Below are 13,744 nucleotides of genomic sequence, written 5' to 3' on the forward strand. Positions count from 1 at the left end.
GGGACATCGGTACGGCGGGTGCCCGGACCGGCTCCGACGGAGCCCCTTCCAGGGCGACCCCCGCGTCAACCCTACGCATTGTGCCAGGCCGACGGGGACGACCGGGTACGCCCCCCGCGGGCGCGGCGGGCGTACCCTTGTGCCCCGTGGCTTCCGCGAACCTTCCCGACGTCCCCGCCCCGACGACCGCCGACGGCCCGGCCCTGCGCGCCGCCGTGGGCCTGGAGCCGGGCCACCTGTCCGACCTGCTGGCCGCAGCCCTGGCCGGCGACGGCCCGGCGCTGATGCCGGTCCCCGCCGGGACCCCGGACGCCCGGGTGCGGGAGCTGCTCGCGGCGATGCGCCCCTCCTCGGTGCTGACGCCCGGCGGCGAGTCCGCGCTGGCGGGCGGCCTGCCCGCCGCCCCCGGGACGGCCCTGGTGGTCACCACCTCCGGGTCGACGGGCGCCCCCAAGGGCGTGGAGCTGTCGGCGGCGGCGCTGCTCGCCTCGGCACGGGCGTCGGTGGCGCGGATCGGGGCCCGGCCGGGCGACTCCTGGCTGTGCGTGCTGCCCGCCGGGCACATCTCCGGCCTCCAGGTGATGCTGCGCGCCCTGGTCATGGGCACCGGGGCGGTGCACGCGCCGTTCGCGGTCGAGGAGGTCCTCGCCCTGGCGAAGGGGCTCCGCCCGCACGTGTCCCTGGTGCCGACCCAGCTGCGCAGGCTGCTGGCCGCGGGGGCGGACCTGTCGGAGTTCGGGGTGGTCCTGCTGGGCGGGGCGGCCGCCGAGCCCGCGCTGCTGGCGGCGGCGCGCGAGGCCGGGGGCCGGGTGGTCACCACCTACGGCATGAGCGAGACCTGCGGCGGGTGCGTCTACGACGGGGTGCCCCTGGACGGGGTGGGGGTGGCGGTCGACGCCCCGGGCCCGGACGGCGCGGGCCGGGTGCTGCTGTCGGGCCCGACCCTGCTCACCCGCTACCGGACCGCCCCCGGGGCGGAGCCGGTGCCGGGCCCGGACACCGCCGCCGACGGGACCCGGGTGCTGCGCACCAACGACCTGGGCCGCTGGGACGGGGAGCGGCTGGCGGTCCTGGGCCGGATGGACGAGGTGATCAACACCGGCGGCCACAAGGTGGTGCCCGGCCAGGTCAACGCGCTGCTCGCGGCCGACCCGGCGGTGGCCGAGTCGGTGGTGGTGGGCCGCCCCGACCCCGAGTGGGGCGAGCGGGTGTGCGCGGTGGTGGTGCCCGCCGACCCGGCCGCGCCGCCCACCCTGGAGCACCTGCGGTCGGTGGTGCGCGACCGGCTGCCCGCCTACGCGGCCCCGCGCGAGGTGGAGGTGCGCGACCGGCTGCCGATGCTGGCCTCGGGCAAACCGGATCTGGTGGCGCTGCGCCGCGGCTGAGCGGACCGCCCCGAACAGGGCGTTCGGGTCCCGGCGGGGAGCGGCCGCCACGGCCGGGGCCGGACATGTCCTCCCATGATGGGGAACTTCCCCGGGCCGCCCGGCGTCTACTTGTGTATCCGGGCCTCCCGAATGCCCGGACCCCACGGCCCCTCTGCCAAGGAGGTCCGCAGTTGGCGACAGCCACGAGTCCACCCGCTCCACCCGCCCACGCCCCTGCGCCCTCCCCCGCGCCCGGTGCGCCGCGCCCCGGCCCGGCCGTCCGAGCGGGCTTCCATACCCGCTGTCCCGCACCGCCCGCCACTGAACGTGCGGTGATCCATGCCACTTCGAAAGATATCCAATCGAGACGGGGAACATTTGACACCCCGACACGTTGGACATATTGGCGCGTCCAGTCGGCGGGAACCCTCCGCCACGTGCCACACGTCATGGAAGGGAGGGAGGTGTCCGGATGACGAGCACTGCCCGGACCCGTTCGGCGACCACCGACGGCACCGCTCCGCTCGCGACCGACCGCGCGGCACTGACCGACCTGCTCACCCGCGGGCGCGCCCAGGGACACCTGTCCCTCACCGAACTGCGCACCGCTTTCTCCGCGGCCGGAGTCTCCGCCGGCGACGGCCGCGCCATCCTGCGTGAACTCACCGACCACGGGGTCCGGCTCGCCAACGGGGGCGACCACTCCGCGCCGGTGGCCGAACCCGACGCCGAGGACGACGTGCTGGAAAACACTCTCATCGCGACGGTGCCCGACACCGACGAGGCACCCAAGGCCGCAACCGGCAAGGTGGCACCCCGCAAGGGCCCCTCCCCCCGGAGGAAGACCCGCACCGCGACGCGGCGCACCAAGAAGACCACCGAGGACACCTCCCAGGCCACCATCGACCCGGAGACCGGCGAGGCCGACCTGGACGACCAGTCCCCCGCCATGGGCGACTCCGTCCACACCTACCTCAAGGCCATCGGCCGCCGACAGCTGCTCACCGCCGAGCAGGAGGTCGAGCTGGCCAAGCGGGTCGAGGCCGGCCTGTACGCGGAGTACCGGCTGGGCCTGCACGGCGAGGTCGACACCTCCGTGCCGATGTCCGAGGTCGAGCGCGACGAGCTGGAGTGGATCGCCGAGGACGGCCGCAAGGCCAAGTCCCACATGCTGGAGGCCAACCTGCGCCTGGTGGTGTCGGTGGCCAAGAAGTACAGCGACCGGGGCATGTCGCTGCTGGACGTGGTCCAGGAGGGCAACCTCGGCCTGATCCGCGCCGTGGAGAAGTTCGACTACACCAAGGGCTTCAAGTTCTCCACCTACGCCATGTGGTGGATCCGCCAGGCGATCCAGCGCGGTTTCGCCGACTCGGCGCGCACCATCCGCCTGCCCGTCCACGTGCTGGAGCTGCTGAGCAAGGTCAGCCGCCTGGAGCGCGACATGCACCAGGCGCTGGGCCGCGAGCCCACCCCGGAGGAACTGGCGCTGGAGCTGGACAAGACGCCGGCCCAGATCGAGGAGCTGCTGCGGGTCACCCGCCAGCCCATCAGCCTGGACTCCACCATCGGTGAGGACGGCGAGACCCGTATCGGCGACCTCATCGAGGACGTGGACGCCTCGGAGGCCTCCGAGGTGGTCGACCGCCAGCTCATGGCCGACCAGCTGCGCAACGCCCTGTCCGACCTGGAGCCGCGCGAGGCGACCATCATGTCGCTGCGCTTCGGCCTCATGGACGGCCGGCCGCGCACCCTGGACGAGATCGGCAAGCACCTGGGGCTGACCCGCGAGCGCATCCGGCAGCTGGAGAAGCAGTCGCTGTCCAAGCTGCGGCACCCGAGCCGCGCCCAGCAGCTGCTCGACTTCGCCAGCTAGCCGCCACCGGCCGCCGAACAGGGCCGCCTCCCGCACCCGGGAGGCGGCCCTGCGGCGTGTCCGGGGTCGGGGACGCCTCTCCGGCGTCGGGGTTGTCCCTGAACGTTCCCCGAGATCGGGTCCGGGGGGAGGCGCCCGGGACCCCGCGGTGCCACCATGAGGGGATGACGGACAGCATCTCCCAGCGGCAGGCCGAGATCGCCGCCGCCCTGCGCGCCGGCCGCGAGCTCGGGCCCGAGTACGACGACGCCCTGGCGGCGTCCCTGGTCGAGCGCATCGACGACGCCATCGACACCAGCGTCCGGCGCCACCTGGACCGCGGCCAGAGGGATCACAAGGTCAAGGTGGGGGTGCCCTCCAACACGGTGCGGATGGTGCTGTCGCTGGTGTGCCTGGGGGTGAGCATCCCCGCCACCGCGATCGCCGCCGCCCTGGTGGGCGGGCCCGCCGCCATCGCCGCCGTGTGGCTGGGGCTGATCGTCTTCTACATCGTGTCCGTGCTGGGCCTGCGCCGCTGAGCGGCGCCCGCCCCCTGCCCGGCGACGCCGGCCCGGCTCACCCCGGGGGCTGCGCGGAGTCCAGCGCGGCGCGCAGGATCTCCACGGCCTCGTCGTGGTCCAGCCCCACCCGGGAGATCACCTCGGCGTAGGCGCGGGCCGCGGCCAGGGCCTCCGCCCGCTGGTCGTCCCCCGCCGCCGCGATGAAGGTGCCCGAGCGGCCCCGGGTCTCGACGACCCCGGCCTGCTCCAGTTCCCGGTAGGCGCGGGCCACGGTGTTGACCGCCACCGACAGGTTCCCGGCCAGCGCCCGCACCGTCGGCAGCCGGTAGCCGACCGGGAGTTCCCCGGCGGCGGCCGCCATCGCCACGGTCGTCCGGATCTGCTCGTAGGGCGGTACCTTCGACGTCGGGTCGACGCGGATGAAATCCGCCATCTCCTCCTGCGCTCCCCACGGTCGGTGTTCGTGCTGCGGGCCCCATACCCGTTCGCGCCCAAAACTACCGCGCGTGGCCGGCCCCGCTACCGCGGGGGCGCGGACCGGTCGCGCTCCCGCCCCTTCCGGGCCGATGTGCGGGCCCGCGCCCACCACCGGAACCCCGGGGGGCGCGGGGCCGCACGGAGGTCAGGCGGCGCCGACCGTCCGGGGCACCCGCTGCACGCCGTGCAGCCGGTGGTCCTCACGGGCGGTGAGCAGCTGCTCGGCCACCTCGGTGGCCTCGCGCACCGCGGGCCGGGCCAGCCGCTTGCGGCGGTAGAGGCGGTCCCGGTAGCCCTTCTCGCCGATGAGCACGCGCTCGCGGGCGTAGGCGGCCCGCATCGCCTCGGTGAGCGCGGTGTCCAGGGCCAGCCCGCGCTCGTGCAGTTCCTCCACGGTCGCCCCCGACACGCGGGCCTCCTCCAGTGCCGCCTGGGCGTCGGCCACCTCCCGCAAAAGGTCGTCCAGCCGCCCGGCCCGTTCCCGGTCGGCGACCAGGCTTTCCCGCGCCTGCGCCGTGCCACGTCCGCCAAGTCCCATCGCCAGCTCCGATCACCTGGTACACCGTCTGCAGGAGACTTTAATAGTGATGTGGATCATGGGGCGACCCGGATCGTGCGTTGGTGATGGCCTCCGCGCACAGAAAACGCCACATTAGGCACCAGAACTTGCGAAAGGACACAAGTGAGCAGGAACTACGCGGGGCTCAGTCGGGAGCGCATCATCCTGGAATCGCTCCACATCATCGCCGGACGCGGGCTGGGCGGGCTGTCCATGCGGCGTCTGGGCGACGCCCTGGAGGTGGAGGCCATGGCCATCTACCACCACTTCCCGCTGGGCAAGGAACAGCTCTTCAACGCCATCGCCGCCTACGTGACCTCCCCCGGGTCCACCGGCGGCACCCCCCTGGACGCGGCCGCCGACGAGGACGGCGAGGACGGGGAGGACGCCGCGAAGGACGCGGAGGAGGCCGACAACCGCCCCTGGGACCAGCGCCTGGCCTCCTGGGCCGACGACTACCGCGCCCGCCTGCTGGAGTACTCCGGCGCGCTGTCCCTGCTGGTGCACCGCGCCCCCGCCACCCCCGCCGACGCCGACGCCCGCGCCCTGGTCCACCGCGCGTTCACCGACGCCGGGGTGCCCGAGGCCGAGCTCGACCGCGCCGCCGACGCCCTGTACTCCTACTGCCTGGGCGCGGTCGTCCACCAGGTCCGCCACCAGGACGACGAGGACGCCCCCGACGCCGAGGAGGCCGCCGCCCGCTTCCACCACGGGCTGCGGGCCCTGCTGCGCGGGCTGGCCCCCTGACCGCGACGGGAACCGGAATCCGGCGCCGGTCGTCTGTACCCCTGAGGGTGCCGCTCTCTCCCCTCCCCGAACACCCCGCCCGGACCGGCACCGCCGGGGCGGAACAGGAAAGGCCCATGGTTCTCAAGCGTCTGCTCGCCGGTATCGGTTTCGGCGGGGCCTCGGTCGAGACCCGCCTGGACGTGTCCTCGACGTTCCCCGGCGGTGCGGTGCGCGGCACCGTGCTGGTCGAGGGCGGCGACGTCGACCAGCAGGTCGAGGAGCTCACCGTGGGGCTCCAGGCCGTCGTCGAGACCGAGTTCGGCGACAACGAGGTCAAGAGCAGTATGGAGTTCCACCGGATCCGCCTGGGCGGGCACACCCGCCTGGTCCCCGGCCAGCGCTTCGAGGTGCCCTTCGAGATCCCCGTGCCCTGGGAGGCCCCGGTCACCACCCACGGCGGTCGGCGGCTGCACAGCATGAACATCGGGGTCAACACGCGCCTGGCCGTCGCGGGCGCCGTCGACCCCGGCGACCTGGACCCGGTGTCGATCGAGCCGCTGCCCTCCCAGCGGGCGGTGCTGGACGCCCTGGACTCGCTGGGCTTCCGGTTCAAGAAGGCCGACCTGGAGCGCGGGCGCATCGCCCGCACCCGCCAGCGGCTGCCCTTCTACCAGGAGATCGAGTACTACTCGCCGGGCCGCTACCGGGGCCTGAACGAGCTGGAGCTGTCGTTCGTCGCCGACGAGCGCGGCATGGACGTGGTCCTGGAGCTGGACAAGAAGCCGGGCCTGTTCTCCGAGGGGCGCGACACCTTCAAGAGCTTCAACGTCACCCACCAGCAGGCGGTGGCGACGGACTGGCGCCAGGAGCTGGACCGGTGGGTCAACGCCCTGGCCGGGCGCCGCAACCTGTTCTGACCGGTGCCCTCCGGCCGGGGCTGCGCCCCGGCCGGAGCCCGCGGCCCGGCCGGTTCAGGCGGCGCGGGCGGCTCAGGCCCCCTCGGCGCGTTCGCGGACCCGCTCGGCGCGCAGCTCGCGCGCCTGGTCGGGGTCGAGCACCGGGGCGGCGATGAGGAGCTGGCGGGTGTAGTCGCTCTGCGGGTTCTCGTAGATGGCGTCGCTGTCGCCGAGCTCCACGACCTCGCCCTTGCGCATGACCGCGACGCGGTCGCTGACCTGGCGGACCACGGCCAGGTCGTGGGCGACGAAGATGTAGGTCAGCCCGAAGTCGTCCTGGAGCTCGGAGAGCAGGCGCAGCACCTGGTCCTGGGTGGACACGTCCAGGGCCGAGACCGGCTCGTCGCAGATGATCAGCTTGGGCTTGAGGATCAGCGCGCGGGCGATCGCGATGCGCTGGCGCTGGCCGCCCGAGAACGCGTGCGGGAACCGGTTGTAGTGGTTCGGTTCCAGCCCCACGCGGTCCAGGAGCTCCTGCACCTCGCGCTTGATCTTCTTGGTGTCCCGCTCGCCCTGCACGCGCAGCGCGGTGCCGATCGCGTCGCCCACGGTCACGCGCGGGTTCAGCGACGAGTACGGGTTCTGGAACACCATCTGCACGTCCCGCCGCAGCGGACGCATCCGGCGTTCGGCGATGTGGGTGATGTCCCGGCCCTCGAACTCGATGGCACCCTCGGTGGGCTCCAGCAGGCGCATGACCATCCGCGACAGCGTGCTCTTGCCCGAGCCGGACTCGCCCACGATGCCCAGCGTCTCACCCTTGTACAGGTCGAACGAGACGCCCTTGACGGCCCAGAAGTCGCTGGAGCGCCCCCACAGCCCGCCGCGGACCTTGAAGCGCTGGCCCACCCCGGAGACCTTGAGCAGGACCTCCCGCTCACCCTCGGGCTCCTTGGGCGTGAACGCCGCGAACCCCTCCTGCTCCGGGGCCTGTCCGGTGACCGCGCCGGCGGCCCGCTGTTCCCCGCGTTCGCGTTCGGCCCGGTCAGCGCGGTCCTGGGCGCGGCGCTGGGCCCGGGAGACCTCGACCCGCGGCACCGCGGCCAGCAACGCCTGCGTGTAGGGGTGCTCCGGGGAGGACAGCACCGTGCGCACATCACCCCGCTCCACCGCGACCCCGTGGCGCATCACCACGACCTCGTCCACCGAACCCGCCACCACGGCCAGATCGTGGGAGACCAGGATCAGGGCCATGCCCAGATCCCGGCGCAGCTCGTCCAGCAGATCCAGGATGCGCGCCTGCACCGTCACGTCCAGCGCCGTGGTCGGCTCGTCCGCCAACAACACCTTGGGATCGCACATCAACCCCATCGCGATGACCACACGCTGGCGCATACCGCCGGAGAACTCGTGCGGGTAGGAGTTGATCCGCTTCCCGGGCTGGGGGATCCCCACCCGGTCCAGCGCCTCCACCGCGTGTTTGCGGGCCTCGCCCTTGGACACGTCCGGCCGGTGCACGCGCAGCGCCTCGACCAGCTGGTTGCCGATGGTGTACTGCGGGTGCAGCGACTGCATCGGGTCCTGGAAGACCATCGCGATGTCGTTGCCGCGCATCGCCCGCAACTGCTTGTCGTTCAGCTTGTTGACGTCCTGCCCCGCCACCTCGATGGCGCCCGTGATCTTGGCCCGGCTGCCGCGGTGCAGGCCCATCAGGGCCAGCGAGGTCACGCTCTTGCCCGAGCCCGACTCGCCCACGATGCCCAGCCCTCCCCCGGCGGGCACCTCGAAGGACAGCCCGTCCACCGCCTGGATCTCGCCGTCCATGGTCGGGAACGCCACCCGCAGGTCGTCCACCCGGACGACGGTTTCGGGTGCGGATTCGCTCATTGGGGACGCCTCTGCTCTCTGGGTCCGAAGTCGTGGATGCGGGGAGACGGTCCGCTAGTGGACGCGCACACGCGGGTCGATCAGCGGGTAGATCAGGTCGACGATCAGGTTGCACACCACGATGAAGAACGCTCCGAACAGGGTGACGCCCAGGATCACCGGCAGGTCGCTCTGGGTGATGGCGTTGACCGCGTAGCGGCCGATGCCGTTGAGGGAGAACACCTGCTCGGTCAGGACCGCGCCGCCCAGGACCAGGCCCAGGTCCAGGCCGAAGATCGTCACGATCGGCGTCAGGGTGGGCCGCAGGGCGTGCTTGAGCACCACCTTGCGCTCGCTCAGGCCCTTGGCGCGAGCGGTGCGGATGTAGTCCTCGTTCAGCACCTCCAACATGCCCGCGCGGGTCTGGCGGGCGTACATGGCGGCGTGCAGGAACGCCAGGGTCAGCCACGGGAGGAACATGCCCGTGGCCCAGCCCAGCGGGTCCTGGGTGAGGGGGACGTAGCGCGGGGTCTGGAACCAGCCCCAGGCGTGCACCGGGAAGGCCAGCACCAGCAGGCCGGTGAAGAAGATCGGCAGGGAGACGCCGGCCAGGGCGACCGCCATCGCGATCCGGTCGAAGAGGCTGCCCTTCCACACCGCCGAGACCACGCCGACGGCGATGCCGCCGACCAGCCAGATGATGCCCGCGCCCAGGGCCAGCGAGAACGTGACGGGCAGCCGGGACACGATCTCGGGGAAGACCTCCTGGTAGGTCTGGAAGGAGTAGCCGAAGCAGGGCGCGGAGCACTCGATGGTGTCCCGGCCGAACTGGTACTGGGCGCCGAAGAAGATCCCGCGCACGAACTCGCCGAACTGCACGATGACCGGCTTGTCCAGCCCCAGCCGGTCGATGGTCGCCTGGATCGCCTCGGGGGTGGGCGCCCGTCCCACGTACATGGTCGCCAGCTGCTCGGTGGTGCGCCCGGCCCACTTGGGGACCACGTAGAAGATGCCGAACGTGACCATGGTGACCACGGCCAGGAGCAGCAGCCCGGCGCCCAGACGGCGCAGGATGTAGGTCAGCAAGGCGCGTGTCTTTCTGTCGTCGGGCCCGCCCTGGAAGGGAAATCGGCAGGGGCGCGAAGTTTCGGCCTGAGACGACCAAGATAACGCAGTGTATTTGAATGATCACGCTTGGACGTGCGGCGTGTACCCGGTTCCGCCCCCTGCGGGGAAAGGCCGCCTGACATAATCGGCTCCGTCGACACGACCACCCCGATCCCCTTGCCCCCCGGGTAGAAGGCCGACACAGCGTGGACCCCCTCCACCCCACCGACCCGCCCGAGATCGACGACTACCGGCCGACCCACCGCCTCGGTTCCGGCGGCACGGGTCCGGTCTACCTCGCCCGCACCCGGGACGACCGGCAGGTGGTCGTCAAGGTCATCCGCCCCGAACCCGCCGACGGGGACGGGTTCCGGACACGGTTCGCCCGCGAGGCCGAGGCCGCCCGCCGGGTGGGCGGATCCCACACCGCCCGGGTGGTGGACGCCGACCCCGGGGCCGGGTCACCGTGGATCGCCACCGCCTACATCCCCGGCCCCACCCTGGAGCGGGCGGTCCGGGCCGAGGGCCCCATCACGCCGCCGACCCTGCACGCCCTGGCCATGGGCCTGGCGGAGGGGCTGAAGGCCGTCCACGCCTGCGGCCTCGTGCACCGCGGCCTCGAACCGGCCGACGTCATCCTCGCCGAGGACGGGCCGCGCATCACCGGCTTCGGCGTCGCCCGGCCCGTGGACGCCGACGGCACGACCGCTCAGGGGACGGACGTCGGCGCCCTGTCCTACATGTCCCCCGAGCAGGCCAAGGGCGGCCGGGTCGGGCCCGCCTCGGACGTGTTCTCGCTGGGCACCGTGCTGGCGTTCGCGGCGACGGGCGCCAACCCGTTCGCCGCCGACACCACGGCGGACACCGTGCGCCGCCTCACCGGGCTCCGGCCCGACCCCGGGAACATCGACCCGCTCATGTGGACACTGATCCGCGACTGCTGGAACCCCGACCCCGACCGGCGGCCCACCCCCGACCGGATCCTCGACCGTTTCCTGGGCCGCGGCCTCTCCGGTGCCTGGCCACCGCCGACCGTGCAGCGGCCGCCGACACCCGAACCGGCTCTGGCCCCGGGCCCGGACCCGGCCGCCGAGGTTCCCGAAAAGCCCGAGGTCCCCGAGAAGCCCGAACCGGCACCGGAGGCGGCGCCGCTCCGACCGCCCGCCCCGACGCGGGTGGCGAGGAGCACCACCCCGACACGGGTGGCCGGGCGCACGGCTCCGTCGGGCAGGCACACCGTTCGGGGGCTCGGCCAGTACTTCGCCGTCACCGCGGTCGTGATCGGACTCATCGCCGGGCTGTGGTGGGCCTCCAGTCGGGAGTACCGGCGCGAAAGCCTCTTCACGGACGTCAACACCTGGTCGATCTCGCTCTCTCCCGACGGCACCACCCTGGCCGTCGGCGGGACCGACGACGTCGTCCGGCTCTGGGACACCGAGTCCTTGAGGGAGGTCGGCGCGCTGACCGGGGAGGCGCACACCCCGGCGGTGGCGTTCGGCCCGGACGGCGGCGTCCTCGCCGCCGGCTCCACCGACGGGACGGTGCGGCTCTGGGACACCGACGCCCAGGAGGAGGTCGGCACGCTCACCGGACACACCGGTCCCGTCCACGCGGTGGCGTTCTCCCCGGACGGGACCCTGCTCGCCACCGGGTCCGCGGACCGGACCGCCCGGATCTGGGACACCGGAACCCTGGAGGAGGTCGGCACGCTCACCGGGCACACCGACTACGTGCACGCGGTGGCGTTCAGCCCGGACGGAGCGGTGCTCGCCACCGGGTCCGTGGACGAGACCGTCCGCATCTGGGACACCGACGGCGGGGAGGCCGTCTCCACACTGACCGGGCACACCGACTACGTGCGCTCGGTGGCGTTCAGCCCCGACGGGACGGTGCTCGCCACCGGCGCCTCCGACGCCACCGTCCGCCTCTGGGACACCGGCACCTGGGAGGAGACCGGAACACTCGACGGCCGGACCGGGCACGTGTACTCGGTGGTCTTCTCCCCCGACGGCGGCCTGCTCGCCGTCGGCGCCTCCAACGGCACCGTCCGGCTCTGGGCCACCGACACCTGGGAACAGATCGACACGTTCACCGACACCGGCTACGGCAGGCACGTGCGCTCGGTCGCCTTCTCCCCCGACGGCACCCTGCTCTACATCGCGGGCAGCGGCCGCACCACCGACCTCTGGTACCTCGACTGAGCCGGGAAGGCCGATACAGCGTGGACACTCTGCACCCCACCGACCCGCCGGAGATCGGTGGCTACCGCCTGACCGCGCGCCTGGGCGCGGGCGGCATGGGCCAGGTGTACCTGGCCCGGACCGCCTCGGGGCGCAAGCTCGTCGTCAAGGTGATCCGCCCGGAGTTCGCCGAGGAGGACGGGTTCCGGGCACGGTTCGCCCGCGAGGCCGAGGCCGCCCGCCGGGTGGGCGGGTTCCACACCGCCCAGGTGGTGGACGCCGACCCCGGGGCCGTATCCCCCTGGATCGCCACCGCGTACATCCCCGGCCCCACCCTGGAGAAGAAGGTCCGGGAGGGCGGACCCATCGCACCGCCGGCCCTGCACGTGCTCGCCGTCGGGCTGGCCGAGGGGCTCAAGGCGATCCATGCCTGCGACCTCGTGCACCGCGACCTCAAACCGGCCAACATCATCCTCGCCGAGGACGGCCCACGCATCATCGACTTCGGCATCGCCCGGCCGCTGGACGCCGACAGCATGACCACCCGCGGAGCCGTCTTCGGGACCCTGCCCTACATGTCCCCCGAGCAGACCGACGGCGGCCGGGTCGGCCCCGCCTCCGACGTGTTCTCCCTGGGCACCGTCCTCGCCTACGCCACCACCGGGGCGAGCCCGTTCTCCGGGGCGACCATGGCCGAGACCCTGCGCCGCCTCATCTCCCCGCCGCCCGACCCCGGCGGCATCGACCCGGAGATCCGCGTCCTCATCGCCGACTGCTGGAACCACGACCCCGACCGGCGGCCCGCCCCCGACCGGATCCTCACCCGCTTCGCCCACCGCGACCTTGAGGACTCCTGGCCACCTCCCGGCGGCACGGGTACGCCGGACCTCCCGACCGCGCCGCTGCCACGCACCCGCGTGGACCGGAGCCCCTCCGTACCGGGCACCCCGCCGCCCCAGGCCGGCCCGGCCCCTGGTTCCCGGCCGATCGCGCCGGAGGCACCGCCCCGGCACGTGCGGGACTCCACCGGCTCGCCCGGCCCCGGCGCAACGCCGGCGCGCTCCTCCCCCGCGGCGTCGGAGAGCGGCCCGAGAGCGCGGAATCCGCACCAGGAGGTGTCGCGCCGCATCGGCATCGCCGCGATCGCCCTGATCATCGTGCTGAGCCTCACCCTGGCCCTGTGGACATCGCGTAGGCCCACAGGCGGGTCCGACGTGTGGGACGGCACCACCGTCAGCACACACGGCGACGTGTGGTCGATCGCCTTCAACCCCCATGCGCCTCTGCTCGCCACCGGCGACGGCGAGGGGACCGTCCTGCTCTGGAGCACCGAGACCGGAGAGCAGAGCGCCGAACTCACCGGTCACCGAGGCGGCGTACGGGCGGCCGTGTTCGGCCACGACGCGGTCACTCTCGCCACCGGAGGGGAGGACCACGTGGTCCGGCTCTGGAACGCCGCGAGCGGCGAGCAGGTCGGCGAGCTCCCCGGGCACGAAGGAGGGGTGCGGTCGCTCGCGTTCCACCCCGACGGCGTTCTCCTCGCAACCGGGGCGACCGATGGCACCGTCCGCCTCTGGAACGCCGGGAGCAGGAAGGAGCTCATGGCCTTCACCGCGCATGAAGGACAGGTGCGGTCCATCTCTTTCCACCCCCAGAGCCCCCTCCTCGCGACCGGCGGCACCGACGGCACCGCTCGGATCTGGGACACCGGCACCGGAGAAGAGGTCGCCGAGCTCGCGGAGCACGACGGAGGCGTGATGGCGGTCGCGTTCCACCCCGTCGACGCCACGCTCGCCACCGGGGACGGCGGTGGCGGCGTCCGCCTCTGGGACACCGGCGCGGGCGGGGAAGGAGCCGTCGAGCTCGTGTCCGGGGCGATGAACGGTGTGCGGTCCATCGCGTTCAACGCCGCCGGCACCGCACTGGCCACCGGTGGCAACGACGGCGCCGTGTGGCTGTGGGACACCCTGCCGGAAGGACGCCACAGGGAACTGACCGCACACGATGCGAGCGTGGTCACGGTCGCGTTCACCCCGGACGGAGACCTGCTGTCCACCGGCGGCAGTGACGGCGTCGCCAGGTTCCAGGGCGTCGAATGATCTTGTGTCCGCCGCCTGGCCGCGGCCCGGGCGCGGGCGGCACGGGCCGCACACACGAGTGGGGGGCGGTGGCCCGCGTCGTCACAGGCCA

Annotated in this window: 11 protein-coding genes; 7 read left to right on the plus strand and 4 right to left on the minus strand. The window is 73.2% G+C overall.

What is annotated here, in order from left to right:
• Positions 1-203 precede the first annotated feature (203 nt).
• From ACJOT3_RS15260 to ACJOT3_RS15270, 3 genes are all read left to right on the plus strand, one after another.
• Positions 204-1,385 carry an AMP-binding protein gene (locus ACJOT3_RS15260; protein WP_406973216.1) on the plus strand — a complete coding sequence of 394 codons (1,182 nt, stop codon included), beginning with the start codon at positions 204-206 and terminating at the stop codon, positions 1,383-1,385.
• Positions 1,386-1,839: 454 nt separating this feature from the next.
• Entirely contained in the window at positions 1,840-3,240 is a 1,401-nt protein-coding gene (locus ACJOT3_RS15265; protein WP_406973196.1) for a sigma-70 family RNA polymerase sigma factor, read from the plus strand.
• Positions 3,241-3,404: 164 nt separating this feature from the next.
• Positions 3,405-3,758: a hypothetical protein gene (locus ACJOT3_RS15270; protein ID WP_406973198.1), complete on the plus strand. Its 354-nt coding sequence runs from the start codon at positions 3,405-3,407 to the stop codon at positions 3,756-3,758.
• A gap of 37 nt (positions 3,759-3,795) precedes the next feature.
• On the opposite strand, the gene ACJOT3_RS15275 is transcribed toward ACJOT3_RS15270, so the two are convergent.
• Both ACJOT3_RS15275 and ACJOT3_RS15280 read right to left on the minus strand, forming a co-directional pair.
• A complete protein-coding gene (locus ACJOT3_RS15275) occupies positions 3,796-4,173 on the minus strand; it encodes a GntR family transcriptional regulator (RefSeq protein ID WP_406973200.1) in 378 nt (125 codons plus the stop codon).
• 189 nt (positions 4,174-4,362) lie between these two features.
• Positions 4,363-4,755: a hypothetical protein gene (locus tag ACJOT3_RS15280; RefSeq protein WP_406973202.1), complete on the minus strand. Its 393-nt coding sequence runs from the start codon at positions 4,753-4,755 to the stop codon at positions 4,363-4,365.
• Positions 4,756-4,899: 144 nt separating this feature from the next.
• On the opposite strand from ACJOT3_RS15280, the gene ACJOT3_RS15285 reads away from it, so the two are divergent.
• Together ACJOT3_RS15285 and ACJOT3_RS15290 are read left to right on the plus strand one after the other, a co-directional pair.
• Complete coding sequence (locus tag ACJOT3_RS15285; RefSeq protein WP_406973204.1) at positions 4,900-5,523, plus strand: TetR/AcrR family transcriptional regulator; 624 nt, start codon at positions 4,900-4,902, stop codon at positions 5,521-5,523.
• A 116-nt stretch (positions 5,524-5,639) separates the two neighbouring features.
• Positions 5,640-6,422, plus strand: coding sequence for a sporulation protein (locus tag ACJOT3_RS15290; protein ID WP_406973206.1), 783 nt, complete (start codon positions 5,640-5,642; stop codon positions 6,420-6,422).
• Between the two features lie 72 nt (positions 6,423-6,494).
• Here the strand turns inward: ACJOT3_RS15290 and ACJOT3_RS15295 are convergent, their stop codons facing one another.
• Together ACJOT3_RS15295 and ACJOT3_RS15300 are read right to left on the minus strand one after the other, a co-directional pair.
• Positions 6,495-8,288, minus strand: a complete 1,794-nt coding sequence (locus ACJOT3_RS15295) for an ABC transporter ATP-binding protein (RefSeq protein ID WP_406973208.1) — start codon at positions 8,286-8,288, stop codon at positions 6,495-6,497.
• 54 nt (positions 8,289-8,342) lie between these two features.
• Entirely contained in the window at positions 8,343-9,353 is a 1,011-nt protein-coding gene (locus ACJOT3_RS15300; protein WP_406973210.1) for an ABC transporter permease, read from the minus strand.
• Between the two features lie 227 nt (positions 9,354-9,580).
• On the opposite strand from ACJOT3_RS15300, the gene ACJOT3_RS15305 reads away from it, so the two are divergent.
• On the plus strand, positions 9,581-11,575 hold the full coding sequence (locus ACJOT3_RS15305; RefSeq protein ID WP_406973212.1) for a protein kinase domain-containing protein: 1,995 nt from the start codon (positions 9,581-9,583) through the stop codon (positions 11,573-11,575).
• A gap of 20 nt (positions 11,576-11,595) precedes the next feature.
• Positions 11,596-13,653 (plus strand): WD40 repeat domain-containing serine/threonine protein kinase, encoded by a 2,058-nt coding sequence (locus tag ACJOT3_RS15310; protein WP_406973214.1) that lies wholly within the window; start codon positions 11,596-11,598, stop codon positions 13,651-13,653.
• Positions 13,654-13,744: the final 91 nt, after the last annotated feature.

This window comes from Nocardiopsis protaetiae, assembly GCF_045446735.1.
Classification (GTDB): domain Bacteria; phylum Actinomycetota; class Actinomycetes; order Streptosporangiales; family Streptosporangiaceae; genus Nocardiopsis; species Nocardiopsis protaetiae.

What these genes read in the sequence shown, in the direction of transcription:
- ACJOT3_RS15270 (WP_406973198.1), top strand. Translation starts at nt 3,405, where the DNA reads ATGACGGACAGCATCTCCCAGCGGCAGGCCGAGATCGCCGCCGCCCTG.
- ACJOT3_RS15290 (WP_406973206.1), top strand. Translation starts at nt 5,640, where the DNA reads ATGGTTCTCAAGCGTCTGCTCGCCGGTATCGGTTTCGGCGGGGCCTCG.
- ACJOT3_RS15265 (WP_406973196.1), top strand. Translation starts at nt 1,840, where the DNA reads ATGACGAGCACTGCCCGGACCCGTTCGGCGACCACCGACGGCACCGCT.
- ACJOT3_RS15280 (WP_406973202.1), bottom strand. Translation starts at nt 4,755, where the DNA reads ATGGGACTTGGCGGACGTGGCACGGCGCAGGCGCGGGAAAGCCTGGTC.
- ACJOT3_RS15295 (WP_406973208.1), bottom strand. Translation starts at nt 8,288, where the DNA reads ATGAGCGAATCCGCACCCGAAACCGTCGTCCGGGTGGACGACCTGCGG.
- ACJOT3_RS15275 (WP_406973200.1), bottom strand. Translation starts at nt 4,173, where the DNA reads ATGGCGGATTTCATCCGCGTCGACCCGACGTCGAAGGTACCGCCCTAC.